Source organism: Amycolatopsis sp. NPDC058340, from assembly GCF_042723975.1.
Classification (GTDB): Bacteria; Actinomycetota; Actinomycetes; order Mycobacteriales; family Pseudonocardiaceae; genus Amycolatopsis.
The window spans coordinates 1-15122 of record NZ_JBHXIB010000033.1; the positions used below are offsets into that span (position 1 = coordinate 1).

Below are 15122 nucleotides of genomic sequence, written 5' to 3' on the forward strand. Positions count from 1 at the left end.
CCGCGGGCGGCGGGGCGGCGGGCGGCGGGGCGGCAGGCGGAGCCGGGGGCGCGACGGCGGGCGGAGGGACCGCGGCGGCGGCCGGGATCTCCTGGGTGCCGCCACCGGCGGCGAGCGCCACCGCGACAGCGGCGACGATGGCCGCGCTCGATCCGGCCACGCCAGCGAATTGGCGCGGTCCGGCCGCGGCGGCACCGGCGGCGCCGCCCGAAGTCGAACCCGCGGCGGCGGCCGTCGCGGCCGCGGTGACCGCGCCCGCCTTGCCGGCCCCGGTCGTCGCCAGGTAGCCGAGAGCCGCGCCACCGAGCACGATCGGCGCGATGATCCCGCGCAGACCGGTGTTGACGTCGGCCAGTTCCGCGGCCAGCGCGCGGCATTTCTCGCATTCGTCCAGGTGGTTCTCCACCTGGGCGCGTTCGCGTTTGGACAACCCGTCTCGGGTCCACGCACCGAGCTTGTCCGCGCTCGCGCGGCAGCGTTCGGCGGAGTTCTCGGCCAGGTGGACCTGCAGATAGGCCTGCCGCAGGCCTTCACGGGCCCGGTAGGCGAGCGCGGAGACACCGTTCGCGGTCAGCCCCAGCAGCGGCGCGACCTCGGCGGGCGTCTGCCCTTCGATCTCGGTGTGCCACAGCACCGCCTGCCACCGCTCGGGCAGCCGGGCGAACGCCTTCGCGGCGAGCGTGCGCTCGAGCCCGGCGACGGCGGTGTCGGAGAAGGGGACGGTCAGCGCTTCGCCGACGGCACCGCCGACGTCGGACATGTCCTCGTTCAGGTCGACGCGCTTGTCTTTGCGCGTCTTGTCGTAGGCGGTGTGCCGGAGCGCGGTCAGCAGGTAAGCGCGGAACGCGGCGTCGGGGCCTTTGCCGCCGCGCAGCGTGTCCAGCACCTTCGCGAAGGCTTCCGAAACGAGGTCGTCGGCTTCGGAACTCGAGCGGGCGAGCTGGCGGGCGAGATTGTGCGCCGCGCCGGCGTGGCGCTCGTAAAGGGTTCCGTAAGACGCGATCTTCCCGTCACGCACCTCGGCGATCAGCTCGGCGTCACTCTTACCGGAGAGATCGGCGGGAACGGTGGACACGGGGCTCCTTCATCTGCTGGTTCGGCGGGTCTACTGTCTTAAACGCCCGAACCCGCTCAGTGTGACGGACCGGGCGACGCACGTCACCTCGCGGTCCCGTCGATGACCCGGAGAGCGCAACACCTTCACCCGCTCTGGGTTACCGAAGAGTTCGGAAAGATCCTTGAAAAACGCCGTCACGCGCGGCGTGGACGGGCGTCCCCACCGTGAAGCGATCGCAAGATCGAAAAGATCGGAACGGAAAGGGGCGGTGGGCAGTGGACGTACCGGCCACCGGTGCGCCGTCCGGGGGATCCGACGGGCAAGCCGCCTGGAACCGGTTCGAACGAGATCGCACGCTCCGCGCACTGCGGGCCCGCTGGCGGACGGCCAGCCTGGCCGCGGGCTGGCGTTTCCCCAGCGACTGGGGCCTGCCCGAGGTCGATGCCGTCTGCGCGGCGGTGATCAAGAACGGCCGGATCGCTCCCGCGGAAGTGGCGGAGACCGCCCTCGCGGGGCTGGGCCGGGCACGGGCCGCCGCGGGCGCGGGACTGGCCGAGACGCTCGCGGACCTCGCGGCGTTGCACGCCGTGCTCGCCGAGCCAGACGCGGTGGACGGTTTCCTCGCTCCGGATGTCGACTCCACGCCCTCCCGGCTACTCCGGGTGACGGCGCTGGCGTGGGCGGACGTCGCGACCGATCAGCTGGTGAACACCGAGGTCACCGAACCGCTCACCGGCCTGCCCACCGCCGCGTATCTGAGGACCCGGTTGAGTGAGCTGTACCGCCAGGCCCGCCGTGACGAGCGGCCGGTCGCGGAGGCGCACACGCTGCTCGTGGTGTCGATGGACTTCAGTTCGGTCGCGGGCTGGCCCCGGCTGACCGGGATGATCCTGGTCGCGGACGCGTTGAAGCAGGTGTTCGACGGCGGGGAGAGCGTCGCCTCGATCGGGCCGTCCGTCGCCGGGGCCCTCGTGCCGAAGGATGTGAGGCTCGCCTCGTCCGGCGTCGCGCTGCGAAGGGCGCTCAACGAGCGGCTTTCGGTGGACGCGCAGTTGCGTGACACCGGCCGCCCGCAGATTTCGGCGGTCCGGCTCCCGGCGACCTACGACCAGGCGTGCGATCTGCTCGGCAGTCTCGCGCGCTCCTGACGCTGGGTTAGCGTAAGAGGTTCTCCAGGTCACGGGCGACCCTGTCGACCAGCGACGACCCGGTTCATGATTTCCTGTTTGCGTGACCCGGACTGTTCCCGCCGACGCCAACGGCGACGTTTCGGCGAGCCGACCGCAGCATCGTCTCTCGCTGCGGAGGTCGCTCGCCCGCTTGTCCGTCCGGCCGAGGTCGATCCTGATCCTGTCGGTGATCCCGCTGGTCGCGATCGGTTTCGGCATCTGGGGATGGCAGCACGAATGGGTGCTGGGCGTGGACAGCGCGGTGTACCGCGCCGGTGCCGAGACACTGCTGAACGGCGACCCGCTGTACGACGCGAACACCCTTCCGGTGGAGCCGTGGTGGGCGCTGTTGCCGTTCACCTACCCGCCGACCGCCGCGCTGCTGTTCATTCCGCTCGCGATGGTCCCGACGCAGGTCGCCTGGGGGCTCCTGACCGCGGTCTCGCTGCTCGCGCTGGCGCTGTGCGTCCGGATCGCCATCGGCGCGCTGCCGAAACCCTCGTCCGACGGTCCCCGCTGGTGGGCCTCGCCCGCCCGGTCGACGATCGCGTTCTTCCTGGTCTTCCTCGGCCTCGAGCCGGTGTGGCGCACGATCTTCCTCGGCCAGATCAACATCATCCTGATGGCGTTGGTGATGCTCGACATCCTGGTCATCGGGGCCAGGGGCAGCCGCTGGGGCGGCGTGCTCGTCGGCGTCGCGGCCGCGGTCAAGCTCACCCCCATCGTGTTCCTGGGGCATCTGTTCATCACCGGCCGCCGGATGGACGCCGTGCGCGGGCTCGTCACGTTCGTCGTGATGCAGGGCCTGATGTTCCTGATCATCCCGCACGACGCGGCCCGGTACTGGACCTACACGCTGCCCGACACCGGCCGGATCGGCCCGGTGCACTGGGCGGGCAACCAGTCGCTGAACGCGCTCATGAACCGCTTCACCGAGCTCGCGCCTTGGGCGTCGAAGGCGGCGATGGGGATCGGCGCGCTGCTCGCGATCCCGGCGATCTGGCTGGTGCTGCGCTTCCATCGCAAGGGCCAGGCGCTCGCGGCGATGCTGGTGACGGCGTTCTGGATCCTGCTGATCTCGCCGATCTCCTGGACCCACCACTGGGTTTGGGTGGCGCCGCTGGTCGTCCTGCTGGTCTCGCGCCTGCCGAAGACCACGCCCGCCACCGCGTGGAAACGCTGGCTCGGCACCTTCGCGGTGTTCTTCGTCTTCATCAGCTGTGTGCTGCTGATCCTGCCGAACGGCCGCAACGTCGAGCTGCACTGGAAGGTGTGGCAGAACATCCTCGGCAGCGCGTACATCTTCATGCCGCTGGTGCTGGCGCTCGCGCTGGCCGGACGTTGGTGGTACCTGCGCCGGAAGCAGGGCTCGGGGGACACCGAAAAGCATGCTGAAGTCACGTCCGGCGGCTGACGCCCGGCTCGTCGGGATCACGCTGGCGGGTGTGCTCGCGCTGGCGATGCTCGCGCTGGGTGTCGTCGCGTGGCTCGGCGAATGGCACCTCGGCGCGGACAGCGCCGTCTACCGGGCCGGCGCTCTCACGCTGCTGAAGGGCGAACCGCTCTACACCCGCGAGGCGCTGACGACCCTGCCGCCGTGGGTGCTGCTGCCGTTCACCTACACCCCGGCCGCGGCACCGCTGTTCCTGCCGCTCGCGATCGTCCCCGCCGGGCTGACCTGGGGCGTCGTCGGCGCTCTCTCGCTGGTCTGCCTCAGCGTCGTGATCTCCGTGGTCGCCCGCGCGTGCGGTGCACCGCTCACCCGATGGTGGGTGTTGCCGCTGGCCACGGCGGGCGCGCTGGCGCTGGAGCCGGTCTGGAAGACGATCTTCCTCGGCCAGATCAACCTCGTCCTGATGGCGTTGATCGTCCTCGACGTCCTGGTGCTTTCGGCGCGCGGTTCGCGCTGGGCCGGGGTGCTGATCGGGATTTCGGCAGCGATCAAGCTGACGCCACTGATCTTCGTGCCGCATCTGCTGTTCACCGGCCGCTGGAAGGACGCGCTGCGGGCGCTCGGCACGTTCGTCGCGCTCGAAGCGGTGATGTTCGCGGTGATCCCCGGCGACGCCGTCCGGTTCTGGACCGAATCGGCGACCGACCCCAGCCGGGTCGGCTCCGTGCACTGGATCTTCAACCAGTCGCTCAACGGTCTGGTGAACCGTGCTTCGGAGCTCGCGTCGTGGTCACTGGCGGTGGCGATCGCCGTCGCCGCCGTCCTGGCCGTCCCCGCCGTCTGGCTGGTCGTGCGCCTGCACCGCCGCGGCGATCCGGTCGGCGCACTGCTGGTGACCGCCTTCTACGGGCTGCTGCTCTCGCCGGTGTCGTGGTCACACCACTGGGTGTGGACGGTGCCGCTGCTCGTCCTGCTGGTCGTCCGCCGATCGTGGGTGCCTGCCGCGGGTGTCGCGGTGCTGTTCGCGAGCGGCTTGATCATGTTCGTGCCCAACGGCGGGGACACCGAGTTCGGCTGGGGGCTGGGCTGGTCGCTGCTCGGCAACGTCTACGTCCTCACCGCTGCGATCGCCATCACAGGCCTGGCGGTGCGGGAGCTGCGACGCGGGTCCGCCCAGGTCGTGGCGGTGGCGGCCAAGTAATCTGCTCGCTGTTATGGACAAACGAACCGGTCTTCCGATCGTGGGCATGGTTGGCGGCGGACAGCTGGCCAGGATGACCCACCAGGCGGCGATCTCCCTCGGCCAGTCCCTGCGCGTGCTGGCCGCCGGGGAGAACGAATCCGCCGGCCTCGTCGCGGGCGAAGTCGTGCACGGGCACCACACCGACCTCGAAGCGTTGCGCTCGTTCGCGGCCGGGGTCGACGTGCTGACGTTCGACCACGAACACGTTCCCGGCGAACACCTGCTGACGCTCGCGATGGAAGGCGTCACCATCCGGCCCGATCCGGCCGCGTTGTCGATGGCGCAGAACAAGCTCGTCATGCGCGAGATGATGGCCGGGCTCGAGATCCCCGGCCCAGCCTTCGCCGAAGTGTCCTCTGTGGACGATGTGATCACCTTCGGGGACAAGCACTCGTGGCCGGTGGTGCTCAAGGCGGCGCAGGGCGGCTACGACGGCCGCGGTGTCTGGATGCTCGACACCGCGCAGCACGCCCGCGAGACCGTCCCCGAACTGCTCGACGCGGGAACCCCGTTGCTGGTCGAGGAAAAGGTCGTCATGCGGCGCGAACTGTCCGCGCTCGTGGCCCGGTCCCCGTTCGGGCAGGGCGCGGCGTGGCCGGTGGTGGAGACCGTGCAATCCGGCGGGATCAACACCGAGGTGCTCGCCCCGGCGCCGGGGCTGAGCCGCGAGCGCACGCAGGAGGCGCAGGACCTGGCGCTGCGGATCGCCGCGACGCTGAACGTGACCGGCCTGCTCGCCGTCGAGCTGTTCGAGACCGACGAAGGCCTGCTGGTCAACGAACTCGCCATGCGCCCGCACAACTCGGGCCACTGGACCCAGGACGGTTCGAAGACCTCGCAGTTCGAGCAGCATCTGCGGGCCGTGCTCGACTACCCGCTCGGGGTGACCGACCTGATCGCCCCCGCCTGCGTGATGGCGAACGTCCTCGGCGCGCCCGAGGCGCCGGAGATGGGCCCGGACGAACGGCTGCACCACCTGTTCGCGCGGTACCCGGACATTCGCGTTCACCTGTACGGCAAGGGAGAGCGTCCCGGCCGCAAACTCGGCCACGTCAACCTCGTCGGCGACCGCATGGAGGAGCTGCGCGACCGCGCGCTGCTCGCCGCGCACTGGCTTTCCCACGCCGTCTGGCTCGACGGCTACGAGATCCACTAGGAGTAGGAAATGGCGCCGCAGGTTGGCCTGATCATGGGCAGCGATTCGGACTGGCCGACGATGGAAGCGGCCGGGCAGGCGCTGGCCGAGTTCGGCATCGAATACGAAGTCGGCGTCTACTCGGCGCACCGCACTCCGCAGCGGATGCTCGACTACGCGACGTCGGCCGCTTCGCGCGGTGTGCGCGTGATCATCGCGGGCGCCGGCGGTGCCGCGCACCTGCCGGGCATGGTCGCTTCGGCGACGGTGCTTCCGGTGATCGGGGTGCCGGTTCCGCTGAAGTACCTCGACGGCATGGACTCGCTGCTCTCGATCGTGCAGATGCCCGCCGGTGTCCCGGTCGCGACCGTTTCCGTCGGCGGGGCGCGCAACGCGGGGCTGCTCGCGGTGCGCATCCTCGCCGCTTCCGACGAGGGACTGCAGGCGAAGATGGCGCGGTTCCAGGCGGATCTGGAGCAGCTGGTGCTCGACAAGGACGCCGCGCTGCGCAAACGCGTCGAAGGCTGATCTCGCATTTCGTCCTCTGAATGCGGTAGCTCACCATCGAACCACCGCATTCAGAGGGCGAAACGCGGGGTGTTCAGTCGGCGAGTTGCTTCCGCAGCTCCCGTTTGAGCACCTTCCCGGCCGCCGAGACCGGGATCTGGTCGACGAAGTGGATCGCCCGCAGCCGTTTGTACGGCAGGACGCGGGCGCCGACCGCTTCCAGGAGTTGTTCGGCGGTGACGTTCTCGTCGCTGCGCACCACGAACGCGACCGGCAGTTCGCCGACCTCGGTGTCCGGTTTGCCGACGACGGCCGCGGCCGCGACGCCGGGCAGAGTGATCAGCAGCTCTTCGAGTTCGCGCGGGAAGACGTTGTATCCCTTGTACAGCAGCATGTCCTTCTTTCGGTCCACAATGGACAGATAGCCGTCCTCGTCGAGGATGCCGATGTCGCCGGTGTGCAGCCAGCCGTCGACGAGCGCGGCCGAGGTCTCCTCGGGGCGGTCGCGATAGCCGATCATCACCTGTGGGCCACGCAGGCATACCTCGCCGCTTTCCCCGGCGGGTAACGGATCTTCGCCGCCTTCGGCCGGGACGATCTTGACCTCGGTGTCGGGGAGCGGAAGGCCGACCGAGCCCACCTTCCGGACGGCGGAGCGGTAGGCGGGCGCGATGACGGCTCCCATGGTGACCTCGGTGAGGCCGTAGCCCTCGATGATGAGCACGCCGGGGAAGCGTTTCTGCAGGGCGCGGATCATCTCGTGGTTCATCGGCGCCGCGCCGGAGCCGATGGTCAGCACCGAAGACAGGTCGGCCGTGTGAAATTCGGGACAGGCGAGCAACGCGGCGAACAGCGCGGGCGCGCCGCCGATCGTGGTGACCCGCAGCAGTTCGGCGTCGGCCACGTACGCGGCCGGGTCGAAGCGGTCGTGCAGGACGATGGTGCCGCCGTCGAGCAGGGGGACGTTGAGTGCGGCGATCGTGCCCATGGCGTGGAACCACGGCGTCAGGTTGAGGGCGATCCCGGTGCCGATCCGCGATGGCCACTCGTCCGGGCCGCCGAGCTGCTCGACGATCACTTCGCCTGAACTGTCGACGGCGGGGACCGCGCCCAGCCGCCAGCAAGAGCTTTGCAGGCTGTTGACCACGACGTTCCGATGCGGCAGGCGGACCCCTTTCGAGCGTCCGGTGGTGCCGCCGGTGTACGCCAGATGGGCGAGGTCGCGGTAGATGTCGATCTCGACGTCCGGCCGCTCGTCGGAGTGACCGGAGTGGAATTCCGTGAACTCGACCTCTCCCTGTCCGAGTGCCTCCGGCGGGTGAACGACGATGGTCAGCCGGACCGACGTCCGATCACGAACCGAAGCGAGCACGCGCGCGACCGGACCGACGGTGACGGCGGCGACCGCCCCGGCGTCGGCCAGCTGGGCGGCGAGGTCCTCGGGCGGGAGCAGGGGGTTCGCGGGGCTGAAGGTCGCCCCGGCGAGCAGCGTTCCGTAGTACGCGACCGGGTACGCCAGGCAGTTCGGCAGGTGGAGCGCGACGACGTCGCCACGCCCGATGCCCTCGGCGCGCAGGGCGTTCGCGAACCGGCAGGCCGCGCTGTATGTCTCGGTGAAGGTGAGGCTCTGGTCTCCGTGGGCGAAGGCCGTGCGGGAGCCCCAGCGGGCGGCGGCGCCGGCGAGCACCGAGCCGACCGGGACCTCGGGATAATCGAGCGACCGGGGGAACGGGGTGAGCTCCATCACTCGAACGTACGGACTTTGCGGTCAAAGACACAAGCGCTCGCGATGTCGCACCATGTGAACGAGCGCTAACATCGGTCAAACTCCCAAACGCGGTTAGAAGAGGTGACGAAGGTGTCTGACGGCCCGGGTCTGTACCAGCTTGCCGAAGAGCACGAGGAGCTGCGGGCCGCGGTGCGTGCCCTCGCGGAGAAGGAGATCGAGCCGTACGCGGCCGAGGTCGACGAGAACGAGCGCTACCCGATCGAGGCGTACAACGCGCTGGTCAAGTCGGGTTTCAACGCCGTGCACATCGACGAGGCCTACGACGGCCAGGGCGCGGACGCCATCGCCGCCTGCATCGTCATCGAAGAGGTCGCGCGTGTCGACGCGTCGGCGTCGCTCATCCCGGCGGTCAACAAGCTGGGCACCGTGCCGATCATCCTTTCGGCGTCGGAAGACCTGAAGAAGCTCGTACTGCCTTCGATCGCCTCCGGTGAGGCCTCGGCGTCCTACGCGCTTTCGGAGCGCGAAGCCGGCTCGGACACCGCCTCGATGCGCACCCGCGCGAAGCTCGACGGCGACCACTGGGTGCTGAACGGCACCAAGTGCTGGATCACCAACGCGGGTGAATCGTCCTGGTACACCGTGATGGCGGTGACCGACCCCGAGGCCGAGAAGAAGGCCAACGGCATCTCCGCGTTCGTCGTGCACAAGGACGACCCCGGCTTCACCGTCGGCTCGAAGGAACGGAAGCTCGGCATCAAGGGCTCGCCGACCCGCGAGATCCACTTCGAGAACTGCACCATCCCGGCCGACCGCATCATCGGCGAGCCCGGCACCGGCCTGAAGACCGCGCTGCGCACCCTCGACCACACCCGCCCGACCATCGGCGCGCAGGCGCTGGGCATCGCGCAGGGCGCGCTCGACGCCTCCATCGCGTACGTCAAGGAGCGCAAGCAGTTCGGCAAGTCGATCTCGGAGTTCCAGGGCGTCCAGTTCATGCTGGCCGACATGGGCATCAAGATCGAAGCCGCCCGGAACCTCGTCTACGCCTCCGCCGCGGCGACCGAGCGCGGCGACAAGCGCGGCGGCTACATGGCCGCGGCCGCGAAGGCGTACGCGTCGGACATCGCGATGCAGGTGACCACCGACGCCGTCCAGCTCTTCGGTGGCGCGGGCTACACGCGCGACTTCCCGGTGGAGCGCATGATGCGCGACGCGAAGATCACCCAGATCTACGAAGGCACCAACCAGATCCAGCGCATGGTCATGGCACGCGCCCTGCTCAAGGGCTGATTTCCGCCGTAAGTACATGAAGGCCCCCTTCCTTGCGATAGGCGTAAGGAAGGGGGCCTTCATGTACTCCGGATGCATCAGCCGAAAGATCCGTCGCCGCGTTCCGTGAAAGCGGTGCAACCGTCGTGTTCGAAGCGGACCATTCCGTCGAAGAACGAACGCGCGTTGGTGCAGGCGCCGTAGTCGTCGCCGAGCCGGCCGTGCAGGGCGACCCAAAAGACGCATCCGCCGCATTGCTCACCCTGTCGGTCGCCGAGGCGGTTGAATCGTTCGCGCCAGCGCGCATGGCAGGCGCGGTTGAACTGTTCGTCGTCGCCCGACCAGGGCTGATTCGTGTCGGGCATGGTGTGAGGTTAGAGGCGCCCGTACGCGCAGGCGATCGGTTTAACCCTCGGTGAGATGCTTCACGGAAGTACGGCGATCATGGACCGCCGGTGTCACTCTCGAAGGATGTTCTGGTTCGCTCCGGTGTCGTGGACACCGCACGACGAGGCCGAGCTGATCGCCGGCTGGCGGTTGTGGCTCGAACTCGGGGATCGCACGTGGCCGTCGGCCGCGTGGGACGGGACGGCGGCCGACGTCGTCAGGCCGTTGCGGGAGCTGGTCGCGGCCTGCGACGAGATCGAGACGGGATACCGCGGCGCCGTCGACGAGCCGTCCGAGGAGTTCATCCGGATCATCCAGTTCCTCGTGTGGACCGTCAGCACGGTGATCGAGCTGTGGGCCGACGACGAGGTCCCGCTCGACGCCGAGCGGATAGCGTTGCTGCACGCGGATCTGGCCGGGTTCGCCGAGCAGGCCGAGCGGGTGCTCGAGGTGCTGGCCGTCAGCGGCGGCTGGACGGGTCTGGCCGCGGAGCATCGGCGGACGGGTCGCTGAGCGACGCCGGGTTCTCGACCCAGGCGAACCGCGATCCCGCGAGGTGTTGGTCCAACGGGCGGTCGAGGGAGAGCAGGGTCACCGGATTGCCGAACGGGTCCTCGCCGGGCGCGATTTCATAGCCGAGCCGGATGACGGACTCTTCTTTCTCGTCGGACTCGACTTCGTGACGGGTGACACCGTCTTCGATCGACCACGTGCCGCCGAGGGCGCGATAGAACTTCAAGACCAGTTTGCCCGGAGTCGCCCAGGTGAAGCGGGAAACCGCGAATTCGGTGCTCCAGCTCGACCAATGGAGCCATCCGGAACCGTCACCGCGGAACGCCAGGTCGACGGACTCGACGCTGCCCGGATACACGATCTCGTCCGACCAGAGGCCGGTCAGCCGTTCGTCCGTCACGAAGGGGATTCTGCCGTACGGGAGTTCCTGTCGGGTACCTGTCGATCACGCTCCGGAGGTGCCGTCGGAGGCGCCCGGTGCCCTACCGTGATCCGGGTAAGTTGAATATTCACCGACCAGAAAGCTGATACCCGATGTTCGCTCGTTTCAAGGATGTCGCCCTCCTGCTGGGCCGGATCGGGGTCGGTGTGGTCTTCCTCGCACACGGCCTGCAGAAGTGGGAAAACGGGATCGACGGCACCGCGAAGTTCTTCGAGCAGACCGGAATCCCGCTCCCGACGCTCGCGGCGATCTTCGCGATCGCGGTGGAGATCGTGGGAGCCATCTTGTTCATCGTCGGTTTCCTGACGCCGCTGGTGGGCCTCGGCTTCGTCGTGGTCTCCGTCGGCGCTCTGCTTTCGGTGCACCTCGACAACGGCCTCACCGGCCAGGGCGGTTACGAACTCGTCCTCGTCCTGGCGGTCGCCGGGCTCGCGCTCGGTTTCAACGCCGGCAAGCTGTCGCTCGACCACGCGCTCTTCGGACGCAAGCGTGAGGCGAAGCAGCTCCAGGACGCCTGATCCACTGCGACGAACGGGGCTTTCATCGGCGGATGGAAGCCCCGTTCGCAGCGCTTCAGGAGGGGAGATCCGCGGTAGTCCGCTCCGCTTCGCGCCGGGAAGCGAGTTTGGCCGGATCCGCGTCGGTGACCTGGACCAGATGTGCGCCTGCCGCCAACGGCGTCAGAAATCCCGAAAGGATCCCTTCCGCGCCAGTCCATTCCACAGTGGACAGGACCCGGTCCTCAGCGGACAGTCCCAGGCCGGAGGCGCGGCAGCGGGCTTCGGCGAGCACTTCCTCCACAGTGGACGAACCCAGCGCCGGAGTGTCGCCGGGAATGGGGAACAACGGACTGAACTGGTCACCCGAAAGCCTGGCTTCGGTCAGGTAGTCCATCGCCCCGTCGGGTACGGAGCCGGCGGGCAGCCCGAGGCCCATGGGGTGCAGCGAGACGACGGCGGTCGCGGCCGCGTCGGAAACGCCGCCCGGCGCGACGAACGCCACCCGGGCGCCCGCGGTCTCGGTCACCACCCTGGCGCCGCACCACCACGCGCCCAGCAGCACGCCGGCGGTCTGCCAATGCGACGGCAGCACCACGGCGACCTCGTCGCCCGGTTCGACGTCGAACTCGTCGACCAGCCAGTTCGCCGTTTTGGCCGCCCAGTTCACCGTGGTCGCCACGGACAGTTCGACCCGGCTGCCCTGCTTGTCGTCGTAGTGCGTGATCAGCGGTTTCGCGGGCGACCCGAGTACGGGCCGCAGCAGCAGTTCGGTGAGGCTCACGCCCCCAACGCTAGTTCACGCAGGGAACGCTCGACGCGGCGAGCAGCGGAGCCGCCCCGGCCGCCCCGCCGCCACCGCCCCGGCCCACCAGACCGGAGACGAACGACCGCACGGCGGCGGGGTCGATCTCGACGATGCTCTGGCCGTCGGCGCTGCGGCCGTTGATGTTCACCACCGGAATCGTCGTGAAGGTCAGGTCGCCCGACGCGATCCCCTTCGCCTGCTGCGCGAACTCCAGCAGGTCCAGCCCTTCGTCGAGGACGATCGACCGGCGCACGACGTCCATCAGGCCCGCCATCGTCGACGGGCTGGTCAGCGTCCCCGCCGAGAGCACCTGGTTCAGCGCCGACGACAGGAACGTCTGCTGCCGCACGATGCGATCGAGGTCGCCGCGCGGCAGGTTCTTGCGCTGCCGGACGAACGAAAGCGCCTCACCGCCCGACACGGTCTGTTCGCCGCGCCGGAAGTTCGCGCCGGAGTCCTTGTCCTCGGTCGAGTGATTCAGGCAGACCTTGACGCCGCCCAATGCCTCGGTCAGCAGATAGAACCCGAGCAGGTTGACCTCGGCGTAGTGGTCGATGCGGATCTTCGTCAGATCCTGAACGGTCTGGACCAGTGCCTTGCGGCCTTCCTGATCGGAATCGCGTTCGAGTTTCGCCTGATCGGATTCGCCGCGGTGTGCGTTCGCGTAGTTGGTCTTCGCGACGCCGTAAGCCGAGTTGATCTTGTTGGGGCCGCGGCCGGGGATTTCGGTCCAGGTGTCACGCGGGATCGAGACACCGGACGGTTTCCCACCGTTCTTCGGGATCCGCAGGATGATGATGGTGTCGGTGTTGACGCCCGGCTTCTCCTCGGTGCGCAGTTCCTTGAGCACCCGGAGCGGCAGCGGATTGCCCTGCGCGTCGGTGCGCGCGTCGCTGCCGACCAGGAGGATGTCGTTCGCGCCGTCGTCAGCGGGCGGGGCCGCGGGATCGTCGGGTTTGCTCAGCGCGTTCGTCGTGGGGACGTTGTTCTGCAGCTGGTCCTTGGTGACGTACGCGTAGCCCGTCGTGCCGAGGGCGAGCAGGGACACGAGGCCGACCGCGATCCGGCGGGTGATCCGGCCGGCACGGCGCAGCGGGCGCTCGGGAACGGCGAGCGTGCCCGAGACCGCTTCGTCTTCGGCCGGGGCCGACGGCTGGGGGAGCGGCCGATTCCGCGGGTACGGCGTCGGGACGAACCGAGGCTTTTCGTCACTCTCGGTGTCCGATTTGGTGTCCTCTTCGGACTTCGGCTCCTCGTCGTCCAACTGCTCAGAACGTTCGTTGACGCCCTTGTCCTCGTCGCTCATCCCCGATCACCTCCCCTGGCGCTGCCGTTGTCCGATCGTAGGAGAAGGCTAGGCCACCGTGAGGTCGGCCACGCTGAGTACCCGGGATTAATTGACGCAGGGCACATTGCCCGCGACGATCGGCGTCGTGCTGGGCGCCGCCGGAGCACTGGAGGGCGGCTGAGCGGGCTTCGAGGGCGTCGAAGTCTTCGACGGCGCCGTGGTCGCGGTCGCGCCCTTGAAGTCCTTGCCGAGCAGCACCCGCACCTTGCCGGGGGCGACGTCACGATCCGCCTCGGCCTGCACCGTGGTGCCGAAGACCTGCTTGATCAGGGCCAGCGCGTCGTCGTCGCCCGGCGCGTACCGGACGACTGTCGAGTTACGGGTGCTGAGCTTGGTGTCGGCCGCGAGTTTGAAACCCTTGCCCTGCAAGAGGTTCCGGGTCTCGGTGGCCGCCGTGGGGGAGCCGGATCCGTCGAAGAGTTCGACGGTCACCGCCTCCGCGCCCGGCAAGGTGGCCGGGGTCTCGGCAGGCGCCTTCTCGCCGTCGGCGGTCAGGCGGGCGACCTCGGCCTGCACCTGCGCCGGGTCCACCCGGAGCACGGCGGCGCCGCCGATGTTCGCGTCGCCCTGGGTCGGGATGGTGTGGAACTCGACGTTTCCGCTGGTCAGCCCGCGCATCTGGGCGGCGAACTCGGGCAGATCCCAGCCCGCCGACAGCACGACCGACTTCTTTACCGCCTCGATCAGGTCGGAGATCTTCGCCGGGTTCATCAGGACGTCGGAGGAGAGCACCTTGTTCGCCAGCCCCGACAGGAAGGCCTGCTGCCGCGCGATCCGGTCGAGGTCGCCGTTCTGCAGGTCGTAGCGCTGACGGACGAACGCGAGCGCCTGCACGCCCTCGACGGTCGATTTGCCCGCGGGCAGGTCCACGCCGGACTTCTTCTCCTTGACCGCGTTGTTGAGGCAGACCTCGACGCCGCCGATCGCCTTGGTGATCTCGTAGAAGCTCGACAGGTTCACCTCGGCGTACCGGTCGATCATCTTCGGCTTGCCGATGAACTTCTCCAGCGTCGCGATCAGGTTCTTGCGGCCGGCGTCCTTGGCCTTGGCGTCGACGTCCTTGAGATCGGCGTTGCCCTGCTGCTGCAGCGTCTTCGACGTGTCGTTGTAGGCGTACACGTACGCGCTGTTGAGCTTGTGCTTGCCGAAGCCGCCGGTGATCTCGACCCACGAGTCGCGGGGGAAGGAGATCGCGACCGCCTTCTTACCGTCCTGGGGGATGTGCACCAGGATCATCGTGTCGGTCTGGCGCTCGCCGTCGGAAACACCGGCGTGCAGCATGTCGAGGACCTCGCGCGGCAGCGGGTTGCCCTGCGCGTCGGTGCGGCTGTCCTGGCCGACGAGCAGGATGTCGATCGCGCCGTCCAGCGGTTTCGCCGGCGGGTGGCCGTTGTCCTCGAAGATGTTCGTGGTCGCGAAGCCCTGCGACGGGTCACCGATGAACTGCCAGCCCCACCAGGTCAGCGCCAGGATCGTGATCGAGACCAGGCTGAACACGACCTTCACGCCGCGACGGGCGAACACCACGACGCCGCCGCCACGGCGCGCCGGAATGGGTGGCCCGGGCCACTCGGTCACGTGCGGTCCTCCACGAATCTCCCCAGGGCACACGCGTGCCTCGT

15 protein-coding genes are annotated in these 15122 nt (G+C 68.9%); 8 read left to right on the top strand and 7 right to left on the bottom strand.

Annotation, left to right across the window (positions count from 1 at the left end):
• A partial coding sequence (locus ACFWIW_RS28715) for a sigma-70 family RNA polymerase sigma factor (RefSeq protein WP_378371350.1) occupies window positions 1–1075 on the bottom strand: 1075 nt, incomplete at its 3' end.
• 257 nt (window positions 1076–1332) lie between these two features.
• On the opposite strand from ACFWIW_RS28715, the gene ACFWIW_RS28720 reads away from it, so the two are divergent.
• From ACFWIW_RS28720 to purE, 5 genes are all read left to right on the top strand, one after another.
• Entirely contained in the window at window positions 1333–2205 is an 873-nt protein-coding gene (locus tag ACFWIW_RS28720) for a GGDEF domain-containing protein (protein ID WP_378371351.1), read from the top strand.
• Window positions 2206–2287: 82 nt separating this feature from the next.
• Window positions 2288–3640, top strand: coding sequence for a glycosyltransferase 87 family protein (locus tag ACFWIW_RS28725; RefSeq protein WP_378371352.1), 1353 nt, complete (start codon window positions 2288–2290; stop codon window positions 3638–3640).
• Entirely contained in the window at window positions 3615–4820 is a 1206-nt protein-coding gene (locus ACFWIW_RS28730; protein WP_378371353.1) for a glycosyltransferase 87 family protein, read from the top strand. The genes ACFWIW_RS28725 and ACFWIW_RS28730 overlap by 26 nt, the downstream gene beginning before the upstream one ends.
• Window positions 4821–4833: 13 nt before the next feature.
• On the top strand, window positions 4834–6018 hold the full coding sequence (locus ACFWIW_RS28735) for a 5-(carboxyamino)imidazole ribonucleotide synthase (RefSeq protein ID WP_378371354.1): 1185 nt from the start codon (window positions 4834–4836) through the stop codon (window positions 6016–6018).
• 9 nt (window positions 6019–6027) lie between these two features.
• Window positions 6028–6525 (top strand): 5-(carboxyamino)imidazole ribonucleotide mutase, encoded by a 498-nt coding sequence (purE, locus tag ACFWIW_RS28740; protein WP_378371355.1) that lies wholly within the window; start codon window positions 6028–6030, stop codon window positions 6523–6525.
• Window positions 6526–6598: 73 nt separating this feature from the next.
• Here the strand turns inward: purE and ACFWIW_RS28745 are convergent, their stop codons facing one another.
• Window positions 6599–8248: a class I adenylate-forming enzyme family protein gene (locus ACFWIW_RS28745; RefSeq protein ID WP_378371356.1), complete on the bottom strand. Its 1650-nt coding sequence runs from the start codon at window positions 8246–8248 to the stop codon at window positions 6599–6601.
• A 105-nt stretch (window positions 8249–8353) separates the two neighbouring features.
• Between ACFWIW_RS28745 and ACFWIW_RS28750 the strand changes: the two genes are divergently transcribed.
• The gene (locus ACFWIW_RS28750; RefSeq protein WP_378371357.1) at window positions 8354–9526 is read left to right on the top strand and encodes an acyl-CoA dehydrogenase family protein; all 1173 of its coding nucleotides are present in this window, start codon (window positions 8354–8356) and stop codon (window positions 9524–9526) included.
• Window positions 9527–9603: 77 nt separating this feature from the next.
• Here the strand turns inward: ACFWIW_RS28750 and ACFWIW_RS28755 are convergent, their stop codons facing one another.
• Entirely contained in the window at window positions 9604–9870 is a 267-nt protein-coding gene (locus ACFWIW_RS28755) for a DUF3027 domain-containing protein (protein WP_378371358.1), read from the bottom strand.
• A gap of 106 nt (window positions 9871–9976) precedes the next feature.
• Here ACFWIW_RS28755 and ACFWIW_RS28760 point away from each other — a divergent pair, with 106 nt between their 5' ends.
• Window positions 9977–10405, top strand: coding sequence for a hypothetical protein (locus tag ACFWIW_RS28760; protein ID WP_378371359.1), 429 nt, complete (start codon window positions 9977–9979; stop codon window positions 10403–10405).
• Here ACFWIW_RS28760 and ACFWIW_RS28765 read toward each other — a convergent pair.
• Window positions 10353–10805 (bottom strand): hypothetical protein, encoded by a 453-nt coding sequence (locus ACFWIW_RS28765; RefSeq protein ID WP_378371360.1) that lies wholly within the window; start codon window positions 10803–10805, stop codon window positions 10353–10355. The two genes, ACFWIW_RS28760 and ACFWIW_RS28765, sit on opposite strands and share 53 nt — an antisense overlap.
• Window positions 10806–10939: 134 nt before the next feature.
• On the opposite strand from ACFWIW_RS28765, the gene ACFWIW_RS28770 reads away from it, so the two are divergent.
• Complete coding sequence (locus ACFWIW_RS28770) at window positions 10940–11365, top strand: DoxX family protein (RefSeq protein ID WP_007031884.1); 426 nt, start codon at window positions 10940–10942, stop codon at window positions 11363–11365.
• Between the two features lie 55 nt (window positions 11366–11420).
• Here ACFWIW_RS28770 and ACFWIW_RS28775 read toward each other — a convergent pair whose 3' ends face one another.
• From ACFWIW_RS28775 to ACFWIW_RS28785, 3 genes are all read right to left on the bottom strand, one after another.
• On the bottom strand, window positions 11421–12128 hold the full coding sequence (locus tag ACFWIW_RS28775; RefSeq protein ID WP_378371361.1) for a TIGR03089 family protein: 708 nt from the start codon (window positions 12126–12128) through the stop codon (window positions 11421–11423).
• Between the two features lie 10 nt (window positions 12129–12138).
• The gene (locus ACFWIW_RS28780) at window positions 12139–13458 is read right to left on the bottom strand and encodes an LCP family protein (protein WP_378371362.1); all 1320 of its coding nucleotides are present in this window, start codon (window positions 13456–13458) and stop codon (window positions 12139–12141) included.
• 87 nt (window positions 13459–13545) lie between these two features.
• Window positions 13546–15078: an LCP family protein gene (locus ACFWIW_RS28785; RefSeq protein WP_378371363.1), complete on the bottom strand. Its 1533-nt coding sequence runs from the start codon at window positions 15076–15078 to the stop codon at window positions 13546–13548.
• Between the last annotated feature and the right edge of the window lie 44 nt (window positions 15079–15122).

Excerpts from the sequence above, each read along its gene's own strand:
- ACFWIW_RS28780 (WP_378371362.1), bottom strand. The coding sequence starts at position 13,458 with ATGAGCGACGAGGACAAGGGCGTCAACGAACGTTCTGAGCAGTTGGAC.
- ACFWIW_RS28730 (WP_378371353.1), top strand. The coding sequence starts at position 3,615 with ATGCTGAAGTCACGTCCGGCGGCTGACGCCCGGCTCGTCGGGATCACG.
- ACFWIW_RS28735 (WP_378371354.1), top strand. The coding sequence starts at position 4,834 with ATGGACAAACGAACCGGTCTTCCGATCGTGGGCATGGTTGGCGGCGGA.
- ACFWIW_RS28760 (WP_378371359.1), top strand. The coding sequence starts at position 9,977 with ATGTTCTGGTTCGCTCCGGTGTCGTGGACACCGCACGACGAGGCCGAG.
- ACFWIW_RS28755 (WP_378371358.1), bottom strand. The coding sequence starts at position 9,870 with ATGCCCGACACGAATCAGCCCTGGTCGGGCGACGACGAACAGTTCAAC.
- ACFWIW_RS28745 (WP_378371356.1), bottom strand. The coding sequence starts at position 8,248 with ATGGAGCTCACCCCGTTCCCCCGGTCGCTCGATTATCCCGAGGTCCCG.
- ACFWIW_RS28770 (WP_007031884.1), top strand. The coding sequence starts at position 10,940 with ATGTTCGCTCGTTTCAAGGATGTCGCCCTCCTGCTGGGCCGGATCGGG.
- purE (WP_378371355.1), top strand. The coding sequence starts at position 6,028 with ATGGCGCCGCAGGTTGGCCTGATCATGGGCAGCGATTCGGACTGGCCG.